Source organism: Pseudomonas sp. JQ170C, assembly GCF_035581345.1.
Lineage (GTDB): Bacteria > Pseudomonadota > Gammaproteobacteria > Pseudomonadales > Pseudomonadaceae > Aquipseudomonas.
On sequence record NZ_CP141608.1, the window covers coordinates 1,411,114 to 1,426,274 of the forward strand.

At 63.7% G+C, this 15,161-nt stretch carries 14 protein-coding genes; all 14 read right to left on the reverse strand.

Features of this window, described 5'->3' with window-relative positions:
- Positions 1-91: 91 nt before the first annotated feature.
- The 14 genes from U9R80_RS06440 to U9R80_RS06505 all read right to left on the reverse strand — a co-directional run bounded on the left by U9R80_RS06440 (position 92) and on the right by U9R80_RS06505 (position 15,128).
- Entirely contained in the window at positions 92-1,678 is a 1,587-nt protein-coding gene (locus U9R80_RS06440; RefSeq protein WP_301837161.1) for an arylsulfatase, read from the reverse strand.
- Positions 1,679-1,760: 82 nt separating this feature from the next.
- Positions 1,761-2,765 carry an HAD family hydrolase gene (locus tag U9R80_RS06445; protein ID WP_301837160.1) on the reverse strand — a complete coding sequence of 335 codons (1,005 nt, stop codon included), beginning with the start codon at positions 2,763-2,765 and terminating at the stop codon, positions 1,761-1,763.
- Positions 2,762-4,069, reverse strand: a complete 1,308-nt coding sequence (locus U9R80_RS06450) for a hypothetical protein (protein WP_301837159.1) — start codon at positions 4,067-4,069, stop codon at positions 2,762-2,764. Before U9R80_RS06450 ends, U9R80_RS06445 begins: the two co-directional genes overlap by 4 nt.
- Positions 4,066-5,643 carry a VWA domain-containing protein gene (locus U9R80_RS06455; protein ID WP_301837158.1) on the reverse strand — a complete coding sequence of 526 codons (1,578 nt, stop codon included), beginning with the start codon at positions 5,641-5,643 and terminating at the stop codon, positions 4,066-4,068. Before U9R80_RS06455 ends, U9R80_RS06450 begins: the two co-directional genes overlap by 4 nt.
- The gene (locus U9R80_RS06460; RefSeq protein ID WP_301837157.1) at positions 5,633-6,637 is read right to left on the reverse strand and encodes a vWA domain-containing protein; all 1,005 of its coding nucleotides are present in this window, start codon (positions 6,635-6,637) and stop codon (positions 5,633-5,635) included. The genes U9R80_RS06455 and U9R80_RS06460 overlap by 11 nt, the downstream gene beginning before the upstream one ends.
- Positions 6,624-7,115: a DUF4381 domain-containing protein gene (locus U9R80_RS06465; protein WP_301837156.1), complete on the reverse strand. Its 492-nt coding sequence runs from the start codon at positions 7,113-7,115 to the stop codon at positions 6,624-6,626. Before U9R80_RS06465 ends, U9R80_RS06460 begins: the two co-directional genes overlap by 14 nt.
- Complete coding sequence (locus U9R80_RS06470) at positions 7,112-8,062, reverse strand: DUF58 domain-containing protein (RefSeq protein ID WP_301837155.1); 951 nt, start codon at positions 8,060-8,062, stop codon at positions 7,112-7,114. Before U9R80_RS06470 ends, U9R80_RS06465 begins: the two co-directional genes overlap by 4 nt.
- A gap of 10 nt (positions 8,063-8,072) precedes the next feature.
- Positions 8,073-9,050 carry an AAA family ATPase gene (locus U9R80_RS06475; RefSeq protein ID WP_301837154.1) on the reverse strand — a complete coding sequence of 326 codons (978 nt, stop codon included), beginning with the start codon at positions 9,048-9,050 and terminating at the stop codon, positions 8,073-8,075.
- A gap of 9 nt (positions 9,051-9,059) precedes the next feature.
- The gene (locus U9R80_RS06480; RefSeq protein ID WP_442964942.1) at positions 9,060-9,959 is read right to left on the reverse strand and encodes a transporter; all 900 of its coding nucleotides are present in this window, start codon (positions 9,957-9,959) and stop codon (positions 9,060-9,062) included.
- A 27-nt stretch (positions 9,960-9,986) separates the two neighbouring features.
- Positions 9,987-11,384, reverse strand: a complete 1,398-nt coding sequence (locus U9R80_RS06485) for a DUF1254 domain-containing protein (protein ID WP_301837153.1) — start codon at positions 11,382-11,384, stop codon at positions 9,987-9,989.
- Positions 11,385-11,393: 9 nt separating this feature from the next.
- Entirely contained in the window at positions 11,394-12,182 is a 789-nt protein-coding gene (locus tag U9R80_RS06490; RefSeq protein WP_301837152.1) for a hypothetical protein, read from the reverse strand.
- A 31-nt stretch (positions 12,183-12,213) separates the two neighbouring features.
- Entirely contained in the window at positions 12,214-12,624 is a 411-nt protein-coding gene (locus tag U9R80_RS06495; RefSeq protein WP_301837151.1) for a hypothetical protein, read from the reverse strand.
- A gap of 105 nt (positions 12,625-12,729) precedes the next feature.
- Positions 12,730-14,025: an NAD(P)/FAD-dependent oxidoreductase gene (locus U9R80_RS06500; RefSeq protein ID WP_301837150.1), complete on the reverse strand. Its 1,296-nt coding sequence runs from the start codon at positions 14,023-14,025 to the stop codon at positions 12,730-12,732.
- 14 nt (positions 14,026-14,039) lie between these two features.
- Positions 14,040-15,128 (reverse strand): polyamine ABC transporter substrate-binding protein, encoded by a 1,089-nt coding sequence (locus tag U9R80_RS06505; RefSeq protein ID WP_301837149.1) that lies wholly within the window; start codon positions 15,126-15,128, stop codon positions 14,040-14,042.
- Positions 15,129-15,161 lie beyond the last annotated feature (33 nt).

The following is a 15,161-nucleotide window of genomic DNA, read 5'->3' on the forward strand; positions in this document are numbered from 1 at the left end:
GCTGCTCAAGTGCCAAGCAGAGCGCCAGATGCGCTGTGCGCGAATAAAAAACGCCCACCCGCAACCTGAGGTCGCGGGTGGGCGTGGGGTATCACTGCTTGTTCTGCTTCATTTTCTCTTCGATCTTCGCATCCACAGCCGCACGCACCTGGTCGATGCTGAAGCTCGCCGGACGCTGGCTCGGTGGGTAGTCGATGAAGGTCTGCAGGAAGGCTGCCGACTTCTGCACCGCGACACCCGTCAGGTAAACGTTCTTGGTGGTCCAGTCGTAGTACTGGTCAGACACCACGTCGGCGCGCTCATACGGGTCCATCCGCATGTTGAAGATTTTCGGTACCCGCAGGCAGACGAAAGGCTCGCTCCAGACTTTGAAACCACCGGGGGCACGCTGTTCGCAGAACACCGCTTTCCAGTTCTTGTAGCGCATCGACACCAGCATGCCGTCGTCGTTGAAGTAGTAGAACTCCTTGCGCTCGCCGGCAGGCTGCTTACCGGTCAGGTAAGGCAGTTGGTTGTAGCCGTCCAGGTGAACCTTGAAGTTGTTGCCTCCGGAGGTCGGTGCCCAGCCCTTGAGCAGTTTTTCCTTCACCTCGGCATCGCCAGCGGCCGCGAGCAGGGTCGGGAACCAGTCCAGGCCCGAGAACATCTCGTTGGACACTTCACCCGGCTTGATCTTGCCTGGCCAACGAACCATCGCCGGTACCCGGTACGCGCCTTCCCAGTTGGAGTTCTTCTCGTTGCGGAACGGCGTGGTGGCCGCGTCCGGCCAGGAGAACTGGTTCGGGCCGTTGTCGGTGGTGTACACCACGATAGTGTTGTCGGTGATCTTCAGGTCATCGAGGGTCTTGAGCAGTTTGCCGACGTCGCCGTCGTGCTCGAGCATGCCGTCGGCGTAGTCGTTGCCGGGCATGCCGCTCTGGCCCTTCATCGACTCGCGCACGTGGGTGAACAAGTGCATGCGGGTGGTGTTCATCCACACGAAGAACGGTTTGTCGGCCTTGGCCTGCTTCTCGATGAACGCCTGTGCAGCGGCGGTGGTTTCATCATCGATGGTTTCCATGCGCTTGGACGTCAGCGCGCCGGTGTCTTCGATCTTGCCGTCAGCGAAGCTGTGAATGACACCCCGTGGCGAGTTGGTCTTGATGAATTCCGGATCGTCCTCGGGCCAGTACGGACGCTCCGGCTCTTCCTCGGCGTTCAGGTGGTAGAGGTTGCCGAAGAACTCGTCGAAACCGTGTGCGGTGGGCAGGTATTCGTCGCGATCACCGAGGTGGTTCTTGCCGAACTGGCCGGTGGCATAGCCCATGGACTTCAGTGCCTGGGCGATGGTGATATCACGCTTTTGCAAGCCGACCGGCGCGCCGGGGAAACCGACTTTCGACAAGCCGGTGCGCAGTGGCGTCTGACCGGTGATGAACGAGGAGCGTCCGGCCGTGCAACTGTTCTCCGCGTAGTAATCGGTGAAGATCATGCCTTCCTTGGCGATCCGGTCGATGTTCGGGGTCTTGTAGCCGACCACACCCATCGAATAGGCGCTGATATTGGTCTGACCGATGTCATCACCGAAGATCACCAGGATATTGGGTTTCTCTGCAGCGCTGACCACCCCTGCGGTAATGCCAATCACCGACGCTGCGACCATCGCAAGTTTCGGTATCCATCTGCGTTTGCCAGTCATTTGACTTGCCTCCCTTTCCCCATCAAAACCACCTTGTGGTGGCCGCTCATTGCATTGCTCGTTTCAGCACCGCTGCGCCGGGTCATTTCGAGGCAGGCTCGAAAGGGAATACCCGGGCCCAGTCGGCCGCCATGTCCACAACCGTCCAGTTCTGGCGCTTGGCCTCGTCCAGGGCCTTGTCCAGGCGGCCGATTTTTGACTGACGGTCATACGCCCATTCACGGTTAGCGTCGGTGTGATGCACCAGACCCATGAAGCGCGCGCCTTTGCCGGCGGCGGTCCATTGCAGCATTTGCAGGTCGCCGTCGGAGTTGCCGAAGGCCAGGATCGGCCGCTGGCCGATAATTGCGTCGATGCTTTCCGGCTTGCCGGGGCCATCGTCGTTGTGGGCAAGTTTTGGTGTGCGCAGGATCGACGGTTGGCCGTCCACGATCTGGAACTTGCTGACGAACGAGGTGCCGATCACCTGTTCCGGCGGGATGCCGTAGACCTCCTGGGCGAAGGTGCGCATGAAGGCGGTTTCGCCACCGGAGACGATGTAGGTCTTGAAGCCCTGGCTGCGCAGGTAGTCGAGCAGCTCCAGCATCGGCTGGTAGACCATCTCGGTGAACGGCTTGTCGGTCTTGGGGTGCCTGGCCTTGGCCAGCCAGGCCTCGGCGTTGGCCATGAACGCCTCGGTGGTGATGCCGGTATGGGTCGCGCCGACGATCTTCATCAGGCCGTCCATGCCGCTGGCAGCAAGCGCCTCCTGATCGTTTTCCAGCACCGCCTTGAAGGGTTGCTGGTCTTTCCATTCAGGATGCTCAGGGGCCAGGCGCTTGACCTCGGCGAGGGCAAACAGCAGCTGGAAGTACGCCGGTTGCTCGCTCCACAAGGTGCCGTCGTTGTCGAACACGGCGATGCGCTCACCGATCGGAACGTAGGTTTTCGAGCCCTGCGTCGTCACTTGCTCGACGAAGTTCAACAGGGCCGTTCGTGGCGCGCCTTCGCGCCAACTGGGCAAGGGTTCGGCGGCCTGCAACGGCAAGGACCAATGCAGCAGTAACAACAGCACCAGCCACAGCGGCTGACGATAGTTGGCGATCATGGCAACTCCTTGTCGTGCTCAGGGTTCAGCGGGCGCAGGCCGTGGGGCGCGGGCACTTCACGGGCATGCTTGGCGGTTTCGCGGTGCAGGGTGTTCAGGCGCGGCATGAGGGTTTCAGGTGCGCTGTCGTCGCTTGCGCTGGCGCTGTAGCACTGGCGCAGAAGGTCCGGGTCGGCAGCGGCCAGGCGCAGGCCGCCCCGGCTGCGGCGCCACCATAGGTACAGCGCGGTGAGCTGCGGTGGACGCTGCCCAAGCTGGCCCGGCACCTGGTGCCAGGCGTAGTCGGCGGAGGCTTCATGGCGTGCCTGGCGAGTGGCTTGCCAGCGCTGCCAGGTGGTTCGCCATTGCGGGCCGAAGCGGCGCACCAGCAACCCCAGCAGGACCAGCACAGCGAGTACCAGCCCGGCTGTCAGCCAATGGCGAGACAGGTGCAGGCGGGTCTGCTGCCCGAGTCGCTGGAGGTCTTCGCTCACCGAAAAGGGCGGTTGGTAGGCCGGGTTGGCGGCGGCCGTGAAGCTGATGGCCGCAAGCGTGGCGTTATGAAGGGTTTTGTCCTGGGTGCTCCACCATTGCACCTGCAGGGCGGGTAACTGGTACTTGCCGGGCTTTTCGATGCGGTAGCTGGCGCTGTCGATGCGTTGCCCTCCGAGGGTATAGCCGCGGCCGTTGTCGAGGGGCTTGACCTGCGGGGTCTTGAGGTAGCGGCTCAGACCATCGACATCGCCCAGCGGGGTGACCGGCAGCATCAGGCTCATGGCCCCTTCGGCCTTGAGGGTCACGGTGCGGGTCAGGCTGTCGCCGACCTTGAGTGCGGTTGGGTCCGGGCTGGTCTGCTGGGTAAGGCTGACCTGTTGGGCCACCAGCACCTGCTGGCCGGCGGCAACGCCTGCCGGCAGCTGGGCATGCAGGGTCAGTGGCTGGCTGGTGACGCTCATCGGCGCCTGGGCGGTGCCGGGTGTTGTCGTCACCGTCAGTGCCGGAATCTGAATGTCACCAGTCTGTTGCGGGGTAACCTGGAACAGGTAGCGCATGCCGTAGAAGGTGGTGCCGTCCAGGCGCTGGGTCAGGTGCTGGGCCTGGTCGCCGGGAGGCGTGACCACGGCGCCCGGCAGGGTCAGCTCGGGCAGGTCGGGTGCGCTGCTGAACCAGGTGTCGGTGTACAGGTCCAGCTGCAGTTGCACGGTTTCACCGACCACCGCCGAGTCGCCAGGCACCAGCGTGGCCTGTACCCGCAACTGCGGTTCGGCCGCCAGCAGGCTGGTGCTGAACAGGGCGAGGAGGAGTGCAAGCACGTTCAGGTTCATGGCGCCCCCTGCACAGTCTGGTCCTGCAGGCTGAACTTGCGTCGCAGAAAATCGGCGGGCGAGGTGGTGAGGTTTTGCAGCCACAGCTCATCGGAGCCGGCCTGGGCCTTTTCCATCGGCTTGCTCTTGCCCTTGCCGGCGGGTTTGTCGAAGTCCACCTTGTCGGGTTTGACCTCGGGGGTGTTGTCCTGGGCCGACTCGTAGTCCTTGGCCAGTGCCTGGGCCAGCGCCAGGTTGGCCTGGGCTTCGGCAAAGCCTGGCTGCAGTTTCAACGCCTGGGTGTAGGCGGCGATGGCCTGGTCGAACTTGAAGCGACGGGTGTAGATATTGCCCAGGTAGAAGTAGGCCTGCGCGGTGTTGAGCTGGGCGAAGCTGGCCAGCGCCAGGTCGTAGTCGGAGGCGTTGTAGGCGGCGATGCCTTTCCAGTACGGATCGGTGAAGTGCGCAGCCGCTGCCGGGTAGTGCTGATGCTCGAAGGCCCAGCGACCTTGCTGGTCGGGGGTCATGAAGGCGTCGACCAGGGCATTGGCGCGGGCATCGTTCACCGGCAGCAGCAGGCCCAGCAACAGGCACGCGCTCCAGTTCAGGCTCCAGCCACGGCGAATGCACACGAAGGCGATCAACAGCAGCGGCCAGCACAGCCAGTAACCGGCGTCCTTCCAGTGCAGGGGTTGGTTGGCCTGGTTGGCGCTTTCAAAGTGCTGCTGGGCATGGGCTTCGATCCAGTCCAGGTCATCGTCATTGAGGGTCAGGCTGCCCAGAGGTGCATCCAGTGCCGAGGCCAATTGCTTGAGTCCGTCCTTGTCGAAACGTCCCAGCTGTGGCCGGCCCTGGCTGTCGATCAGTGGCTGGCCATCGGCGCCTTTGATCATCCCGCCGTCGGTATTGCCCACGGCCAGCACCAGCACTTGCAGGCGGCTGCCATCGAGCACCTTGTCCAGTTGCGACAGTTGCGAGGAGTCGGCGCCATCACTGACCAGCACCAGGGTCGCCGGTGTGCCCTCGGCGGCGACCAGGGTCTTTGCCTGCTCCACGACCGCCAGGGCGTTCTTGCCCGGCTTCTGGATCAGGGTGCTGGACAGGGCCTGGAGAAAACCGTCCAGCAGGGCCGGGTCGCGTGTGGGCGGCAGTACCAGGTGAGCGCTGCCGGCGTAGGCCATCAGGCCGGTGGCGGCGCCCTGGCGACGCTGGATCAGGTTGTGCAACTTGTGCTTGGCCGCTTCCAGGCGGGTGGGGGCGATGTCGCTGGCGTCCATCGAGGTGGACAGGTCCAGGGCCAGGATCAACGGTGCGCGATTATCGAGAAAGGCCGGGCGATCCTGTTCCCAAGTGGGGCCGGCAACGGCAATGGCGCCGATGATCAGCAAGGCGCTGGCCAGGTGGACCGGACGCAGGCGATGCTGGTCTTCGCCGTCCAGGCGCAGGTGCGCGAGCAAGTGCGGGGCGATGTTGCTGCTCCAACTGCGCAGCTGTTGGCGGCGATGACGCCAGACCCACGGCAGCAGCAGGCCTGGCAGCAACAACCAAAGCCAGACAGGGCGCAGGAAGTGAAAGGCTTGCAGATCAATGTCCATGCTCAGCGGCCTCCACTTCAGTGCTGCGTGCCCGATAGGACAACAGCAACGCGAGCAGGTGATAGCCACCGAACAGCAACAGGGCTGCGCCCAGCGCCATCCAGAACAGGTCACGCTTGGGTTGGTGGGTGAGGGTCTTGACCTGATGCGGGGTCAGCTTGTCGAGGGTGGCATAGACCTGCTGCAAGGCGTCGCGGTCGGCGGCGCGGAAGAACTGGCCGCCGGTCTGCTCGGCGATCTGCTGCAGGCTCTTGAGGTCAACCTTGGCTTCAGCCTCGGCCTGCGGATCGCCAATGCCGATGGTGTGGATCACCACACCGCGTGCTGCGGCCATGGCGGCGGCATGGGCGGGCGTGATGGCGCTGCTGGTGTCGTTGCCGTCGGTGAGCAGGATCACCACCTTTTCCGGTTCCTTGGCCTGCTCCAGCAGTTTCAGGCTCAGGCCGATGGCATCGCCGATGGCGGTGTTGGGCCCCGCCATGCCGACGTCGGTCTGCGCCAGCAGGATCGACAGGCTGGCATGGTCGAGGGTCAAGGGTGCCTGGGGGTAGGCGGCACTGCCGAACACCACCAGGCCCAGGCGGTCTTTCGGGCGTTGGCGGATAAAGTCCTGGACCACCGCCTTGACGGCGCTCATGCGCGACACCGGTGTGCCGTCGGCGCCCTTGAGGTCGACCGTCTGCATGGATTGGGAAATGTCGATGGCCAGCATCAGGTCGCGTACCGGCTCTTCATGTTGCTGGGGCGGCTCCACCAGCACCGGACGGGCAATGGCCACCACCAGCAAGGCCCACACCAGCCAGTGCAGGATCAACTGCCAGGTGTTGTGGCGGGTGCCAGGGACACCCGGCTCCTGGCCGCTGACGCGGCTGATGGCCTCGAAGAACGGCACGCGGATGGCGCTGCGCGCCTCGATATACGGGGGCAGCCAGCGGTAGCCCAGCCAGGGCAGCGGCAGCAGGAGCAGCAGCCAGGGGTAGTCAAACTGCCACATGATGCTGCTCCACCCAGGTTCTGCACTGTTGCACCAGAGCCTGTGCATCGACCGCCGCCAGGGTGCGCTCGGGTGCGTAGGCGAGGCGCGCCAGTTGCTCGGCAAAATCCGCGGGCAGCGGGGTGCGGCTGTGAGCACTGAGAAAGGCTTGCCACTCACTGCTGTGCAAGGTGGCGACGGCAGGGCGGGCAGGCATCGACAATGCCACGCGCTTGAGCAATTCAGGCAATGTGCGCAGGGCGGCAAGGCGCTGGTGCGGGTCCGTCAGCGCAGCCTCCAGCGTCGCCAGCTGCACCAAGGCTTCACGCCGGTAGCGGTTCAACTGCCAGCGGCGGTAACGCCAGGCGCCGTAGAGCACTACGGCAAGGACCAGCACGATGCCCACGGCGGCCCAGCCCCAGGTCTGCGGCAGGTAGCTGGGCGCAGGTGGCAGGGCCAGTTCCTTGAGCTGGTCGATGCTGGGCACATTCGTCGTCATGGGCGGTGCCCCTGGCGCTTGCCCAGTTCCAGGCGCAGTTGTTCGGCGGCGGGCAGGGCGGTGCTGAACATCATCAGCGGCACCTGACTGCGGCGCAGCAGCACCGCCACATCCTGCAGGCGTCCCTTGAGAAAATCCGTCAGGGGCGTGTGCACCTGGCGGCGTTCCACGGCCAGCTCCACCTGCAATTGGCCCTGGCTGACCATGATCCGGCCTGCGCGTGGCAGGTCCAGGGCCAGGGGGTCGTAGACCTGAAGGGCGATGACATCGTTATGGACGCGCAGCTGGCGCAACTGGTGCAGGGTGCGTTCGGTTGCCCCGGCAAAGTCGCTGATGATGCAGATCAGGTGATCATGGGCAGCCACGCTCAGGCAGCGTTGCAACACGTTATCCAGGCTGGTGGCCGAGTCGCTTTCCTCGGCCCGGGCATCCAGGGCCTGGTTGAAGCGGGCGGTGGCGGCGCAGATGGCCTGGACCCGGCTGCGGCTGCGCAAGGGCGAGAGGCTTTCGATGCGACTGTCGTTGAACACCAGCGCGCCGACCCGATCCCCGCCCTTGAGGGCCATCCAGGCAGCCAGCGCCGCCAACTGCGCGGCCAGGGCCGATTTGAAACTGCGCTGGCTGCCGAAGAACATCGACATGCGCTGATCGATCACCATCAGCGCCGGCCGGTCCCGCTCCTCGGTATAGGTGCGCACGATGGGCGTACCGCTGCGTAGCGAGGCTTTGCAATCGAGGTGGCGCAGGTCGTCGCCGGGTTGATAGCGGCGCAGCTCGTCGAAGTTCAGACCGCGTCCGCGCAGCCGTGAGGCATGGCTGCCGGCAAGCACGCTGGCGCGCGGTTGCCGGGCCAGAAAGCTCAAGCCCTGGGCATCGGCCTCAAGGGCCATGAGCTGGGCCAGCGAGACATACACCAGCCCGTCAGGTGCCTGCACTTTCACCGCCATGCTGTGCTCCTCATGCCGGGATGGCGACCTTGTCCAGCAGCCGGTCGAGGATCTGCTGGCTGCCGACGCCATCGGCCACTGCGTCGTAGCTCGGTTGCAGGCGGTGACGCAGTACCGGGTGGACCATCGCCCGGACGTTGTCCGGCGAGACGAAATCCTGCCCCTGCAACCAGGCGTCGGCACGCGCGCAGCGGTCCAGGCTGATGCCGCCGCGCGGGCTTGAGCCCAGTTGCAGCCAGCGGGCCAGATCGGCGTCGTAGTCGGCGGGGTGGCGGGTCGCGTTGATCAGGTCGATCAGGTAGCGGTCGATGGCGGGGGATACGTGGATCGCGGCGATTTCCTGGCGGGCCTGGAACACCACGTCCTGGGCCAGGCTGAAGGTGCTGGCGGCCGCGTGTGCAGTGCTGTTCTGCTCTTCCTCGCGCAGCAGCTGCAACACGCGGGTTTCGTTGTCGGCCGCCGGGTAGTCGAGCAGCACCTTCATCAGGAACCGGTCCATCTGCGCTTCGGGCAAGGGGTAGGTGCCTTCCTGCTCGATAGGGTTCTGGGTGGCGATGACCATGAACAGGTCCGGCAGTTTGTGGCTGTTGCCGGCCACGGTGATCTGCCGCTCTTCCATGGCTTCGAGCAGCGCCGCCTGGACCTTGGCCGGGGCGCGGTTGATTTCGTCGGCCAGGATCAGGTTGCCGAACAGGGGGCCTGGCTGGAACTGGATCTGGTTTTGGCCGTTGACCTGTTGCAGCACCTCCGCGCCGGTGATGTCCGACGGCAGCAGATCGGGGGTGAACTGGATACGGCTCATGTGCGCATCCAGGTGTCGGGCCAGGGCCTTGACCGTGCGGGTCTTGGCCAGGCCCGGGAGGCTTTCGAGCAGCACATGCCCGTTGGCCAGCAGGCCCACCAGGATTTGCCGGATGACCTCGTCCTGGCCCAGTACCGTTTCGGCGATGGCGGCGTGCAAGGCCTTGATGTCTGTCAGTGCGCTCATCCTCTCCCCCTACCACGCATAGTTAAGACGTAACGTCCAGGTGTTCACATCCGGCGATTTGTTGCGTTCGGAAACCGTATCGGTGTACGCGATCAGGCCGCCGAACTGAGGCGAGAGCATGAAGCCCATGCTGGCGCCGAGCAGCACGTTCTCCTGCTTGTTGTCCTGGCCGACGCCGTCGATCTTGGTTTCGCCGCCGGTGCTGTAGGTGGCATCCAGCGATGCCCAGAGGGCGCGGTTGAAGGAGTAGCTGTAGTGGCCCTCGACGGCATAGAGCGGGTCCTGCTCCAGCTTGCTGCTGCCCTGGTAGTCATCGTTGTCGCCGAACAGCGAGACCCAGGTGTTGATCTCCAGCCACGTCGGGCCGAAGGGGGTGCCAAAGCCGATTTCCGGTTTGACCACCCAGCGGTTGGCGCCGATGTTGATGACCCGGTCCTTGTCGTAATCGCCATTGGGGATGGTCAGCCACAGCGCACCGGTCATGAAGGTTTCCGGCGTCCAGCTGGCGAACTCCTCGGCGGTCAGTGCCGGTCCGCCGAAAAAGTTGTGGGCAAACACGATCTGGGTGTCGCCCATGCCGCCGTTGTGTTTGGTGCCATCGAAGAACCGCGCATCGTCGAACGAGGCGGACACGTCGGCATACGGCAGGATCAACTGAATGGCACTGTTGCGCCCGTCAATACCGAAACTGCGGGCATAGCGAAACAGGTACAGGTCGGCGTCCAGCGACAGGCCATCAATCGGCAGCGAAGTGTCGATCGGGGTGTTGGCGTCGATGCGGTTGTAGTAGCCAAAGACCATGTCCAGGCCGATCGGAATGTTCTGCCAGTCGCGGGCGTTGTCGGCCTGTCCGGCCAGGGGCGTCAGGGCCAGCAGGGCCGTGGCCGTGACGGTGGTGCGCATCCTCATGCTGAGGCTCCTTGGGTCGACTTCTGGTTATTTCGCCACGGGCGTAAGCAGTGGCAGTTTCCACTGACCGCTGGCCACTTGCGGGCCAGGCAGGTACAGGCGCAGCACGCCGTAGAACGGGCCGTTGGGAGCAGGCAGCCAGTTGCTCTCACGGGCCTTGCCGGGCGACTCATGCTGCACATAGAGGGTCAGGCCGCCGTCGGGGTCCTTCTTGAGCTGGTCGAGCATCCGCGAGTTGATCAGGTAACGGTTCAGCGGGTTGTCGACCAGCAGGCGGGTCGCGCCGTCGTACATCGTCAGCGACCAGAACGCCTTGGCCGGAGGCAACTGGCCCTTGGCAAAATGCAGCGTGTAGTTGTGTTTGGCGGCATCGGCCGGCTGGCCCTGGGCATCGGTGAAGTAGCCCATGTAGCTGGCCTCTTCGGCAGAGTTGCCGAAGATCCCGAGCTTGGCCCCGGCATAGCGGTACAGGTAGTTGTTATCCAGGTGCTCGCGGGTACCGAACAGGTCACCGCTGCTGATCTTGTGGGTATCGATATCGGATTTCTTGAACGCGGCGAACTCGGCCTTGCCGTCTTCGATACCGGCTTGCAAGGCCTGGCGCTGTTCGGTGCTCAGCACGCTTTCCTCGAAGGGCTTGTCGGTGTCGATGCCGATCTTTCTGAAGCGCTGCAGCAGCTCGCTTTCGCTGTCTAGCGGCGGGGCGAAGGCCATCATGAAATTCAAGTAGCGAAACAGCGCAGGGGTTTCGCTCATGTTCGGCTGCGGTTTCAGCCAGGCCACCGCCGGCAGTACCGGGGGCGGGGACTGATCGAGGAACTCGCTCAGCGGCTGGACCTCGTAGCCCTGCTGGATTGCCTTGACGTTGGCGAGGTCCGCTTCGTTGAACAGCTGGGTACGGTACAAGGCATAGACCACCTGGGTTTCGCTGTGGATGACCTTGTCGATACCTTCCGGCGTCGGCCCCTGCCAGCCGGGGCCTGCGATCAGGTAATGGCCGCCCTGGTTGCCCGTGCTGCGGGTGCCCAGGTAGGCGAAGTTCTGGGTGTAGATGTCGATCAGCTGGGTCGAGTAGTAGCGGTTCTCCTCGATGGCCGGCAGTGTCAGTACCAGCGGTTCACTGCGCAGGTCCATCCACACGAACGAGTAGGGCGTGTCGGAATTGGGGGTGATGAACGCAGTGTCCTTGGGTGTGAACACCCTGGCACTGTTGCCGATCTGGTTGAAGGGCGCCTTGTAGTCCGGGCTGCCGCTGTCCACGGCCTGGGTGTAGAGAGTCTTGTACATCTCCACGACCGGAAAGCCGTACAGATAGGCCTCCTTGGCGATCTGGCGGGCTTCGTCCAGGCTGGCGTTGAACTCGGCCTGGGCGCTACCGAAGCTCAGTAGCAACGACGTGCACAGCGCAATTTTTTGTAGATTCATCGCCGATCCTTATTTGCCAAACGTCATGTTGAGGCCGGCGAAGAGGGTGAACTGCGGCAGGCCATCGCCTTTCTTTTCCACGGTCCACTGCGGCTCGACAAAGGCGTTGAGGATGTTGCTGCCGCTCTTCCAGACCTTGCCCAGGCCCAGCCCCAGCGGGATGTAATGGGTGTCGTTCTTGAGGTCGAAGGTCCAGGTGGCGGTGGAACGCAGGTACCAGCCCTTGGGCAGGTTGTGCATCAGAAAGGGTTGCAGGGTGGCGGTCTCGACATGGACGCGATCGTCATCACCGGCAAACGAGCTCTGGTACTGCACCAGGGCGCCGAGCAGGCCGCGCGGCGACGCATCGATGGCCACCGCAGCAAAACCGGCTTGCCATTTGCCGGTACCCAGTTCGTCGTGCTCGGCGGTAGGGGCGGTGATCTGAGGGCCGATCCCCAACTGCACGCCTTCGGTCTTGAGCAGGAAGATATCGAACAGGTTCAGGTCGCCCATGCCGGTGCTGTAGCCGCCGTGCGGGTCGGGGCGGGTGCTGACCGGCAGGGTGGCCCGCAGCAGTTGCGCAACGGGCAGCACATCGCCGGCAGCGACAGGCAGGGTGCCGCGCAGCAGCAGGTCGTTGGTGTGGGCATTGGTGTCGTACAGCGAGGGGGTGTAGTAATCCTGCAGGTTCAAGCCCGGTGCCAGGTTGAGCGGGTTGTTACTCTTGTTCGCGGTTTCGGCGTTGTCAGCCTGGGCGGCCTGGGAGAGCAGCAAAACACAGGGTAGAAACAAGCGAGCAGCAGAAATCCATTTCATAGCAAAAACGCCTGTTCAGTCTGTCGATGCACTAGCGGTACTTGATGACGATGCCCTTGAGCTTGCGTCCTTCAACGGAGTGGATGTCCCGGTCCCACAGCGGCCCGCTGACATAGGCAGAAACCGGTGCGATACGGTCGTAGACCACGACCACCGCATCACCGCCGATCTTGGCGGCCTCTTCGCGCAGTTTCTGTTCGACTTCGGTAATCGGTGGCGGTGGCTCGACACTGGCGTCGACCAGGATTTCACCCAACCGATCATGGGCGCGCAGCGGTTCACGGCGCAGCACTTCGACGTTGGCGGCGCTGGTGGGCGCCGCATGAGGTACGCCGACATATTCGGTGGTGCGCGCGTCGATACTGGTGCAGCCGGCCAGGGCCAGCAGCAGTGCGCCAAGCAACCAGCTTCCTGGACGGTAAAACGATTGAATTGCAGCCATGCGACGATTGCCTCCGAGGCCAGTCATATGTTGAAACAAAGACTTAACTGAAAGTAGCTGCAAATCCGTCTGTCGCAAGTGAGCACATCGAAATACTTGGGCGCGTCAGCCCAGTACCTCGCGCAGTCGATACCACATCATCCCCAGCGCCAGCAGCGGCGAGCGCAACGCCTTGCCACCGGGGAAGGTCATGTGCGGTACGGCGCTGAACACATCCATGCCCTGGCTGTGGCCGATATCAATCGCCTCTGCCAACAGCCGGGCGGTCCAGTGGGTGACGTTCAGGCCATGGCCGGAATAGCCCTGGGCGTAGTACACGTTGGGGTGCTGGGACAGGCGCCCGACCTGCGGGAAGCGGTTGGCGGTGATGCCGATCTTGCCGCCCCACTGGAACTCGATGCGGGTGTCGGCCAGTTGCGGGAACACCTTGAGCATCTTCGGGCGCATGTAGGCGGCGATATCCAGCGGGTCGCGCCCGGAGTAGTGGCAGGCGCCGCCAAACAGCAGGCGGTTGTCTGCGGTGAGCCGGTAGTAGTCCAGGCCGACTTTCTGGTCGCACATTGCCAGGTTCTGCGGGATCAGTGCCTTGGCTTGCGCCGCGCTCAACGGCTCGGTGGTAATGATGTAGCTACCGGCGGGCAGCACCTTGCCGCTCAGGCGTGGCTCCAGCTCTTCCAGGTGGGCGTTGCAGCCCAGCACCAGGCTACCGGCCCGCACGCTGCCATGAGCGCAGCGTACCTGCACGGTGGCACCGTGGTTGATCTCCAGCACCGGGCTGTGCTCGAAGATGCGCACGCCCAGGGAGGCGGCCACACGGGCTTCGCCCAGCACCAGGTTAAGGGGATGCAAATGGCCCGAGCCGCGATCGATCAAACCGCCGGCGTAGGCCGAGCTCGCCACGACCTCGTGCATCCGCTCGGGGCCGATCAGTTGGGTTTCATGGCGATAGTCCAGCGCCGCCAGGCTCTCTTGCTCGTTGCGAAAGGCCGCGAACTGGGCCGGGGTGTTGGCCAGTTCGCAAAAGCCCCAGCGCAGGTCGCATTCGATGTTGTGCTGGCGGATACGATCGGCCACCACTTCCACCGATTCGATGCCGGCCCGTTGCAGGTACTTGACCCCCTCCTGGCCGACATAGCGGGCAAAGCCCTCGACCTCATGGCCGATGCCGCGGATCAGTTGGCCGCCGTTGCGGCCGCTGGCTCCCCAGCCGATGCGCCGGCCTTCGAGCAGGATCACCGAGAGGCCGCGCTGGGCCAGTTCGATGGCGGTGTTGACGCCGGTGAAGCCGCCACCGATGACACAGACATCGGCGCTCAGTTCGCCGATCAGCGGTGGGTGTTCAGGCATCGGTCCGACCGATGCCCGGTAGTAGGAGCTGGCGTGTTGCGCAGCAGGATTCATAGTGGCTCCCTGGCTCATTTGTTCGACTTCACTTTGCTCCAGGAGCGGGTCATCACGCGCATGATCTGCGGCGACGGGGTGTTGGAGACGTACAGCTTGTCGAGCACCGCTTGCGGCGGATACACCTCGGGGTTCTTGACCAGCTCGGCGTCCATGTACTGCTGGGACAATGGAATGGCGTTGGCATAACCGACCGAGGTGCTGACCTTGGCAATCACTTTCGGGTCGAGCAGGTTGTTGACGAAGGCATAGGCTTCTTTCGGGTTGCTGGCGTCGGCGGGAATGGCCAGCAGGTCGAACCACAAGTTGGCGCCTTCCTTGGGAATGGCGTAGGCGATGTTGACCCCGTTGTTGGCTTCCTTGGCGCGGTTGGCGGCCTGGAACACGTCGCCGGAGTAACCGAAGGCTACGCAGATGTCGCCGTTGGCCAGGTCCGAGACGTACTTGGAGGAATGGAAGTAGGTGATGTAGGGGCGCAGGGTCAGCAGCTTGGCCTCGGCTTTTTTATAGTCCTCGACACTGTTGCTGCGTGGGTCCATGCCCATGTAGTTGAGGACTGCCGGGAACAGCTCGTCGGCCGAGTCCATGAACGACACGCCGCACTTGCTGAGCTTCTTGAGGTTCTCCGGCTCGAACATCACCGCCCAGGAGTCGATGTGATCGACGCCCAGTACCTGCTTGACCTTGTCGACGTTGTAGCCGATGCCGTTGGTGCCCCACAGGTAGGGCACCGAATGCTGGTTGCCGGCATCGTTTTCTTCCAGGGCCTTGAGCAGCACCGGGTCCAGGTTCTTCCAGTTCGGCAGTTGCTCGCGGTCCAGCTTGAGGAACGCGCCGGCTTTTACCTGGCGGGCGAGAAAGTGGTTGGAAGGCACCACCACGTCGTAGCCGGTACGACCGGCCAGCAACTTGCCTTCCAGGGTTTCGTTGGAGTCGAACACGTCATAGATGACCTTGATACCGGTGCTGCCCTGAAAATCCGCCAGGGTGGTATCACCGATGTAGTCGGTCCAGTTGTACACGCTGACACTGGGCTGGGCCTGGGCCGCGGCGCTGACCAGCAGCGCCAGGGATGCACTTGCAACTGTTTTCAATGAACGCATGTCGACACCTCTTCGAATTGTTTTTCTCGATGT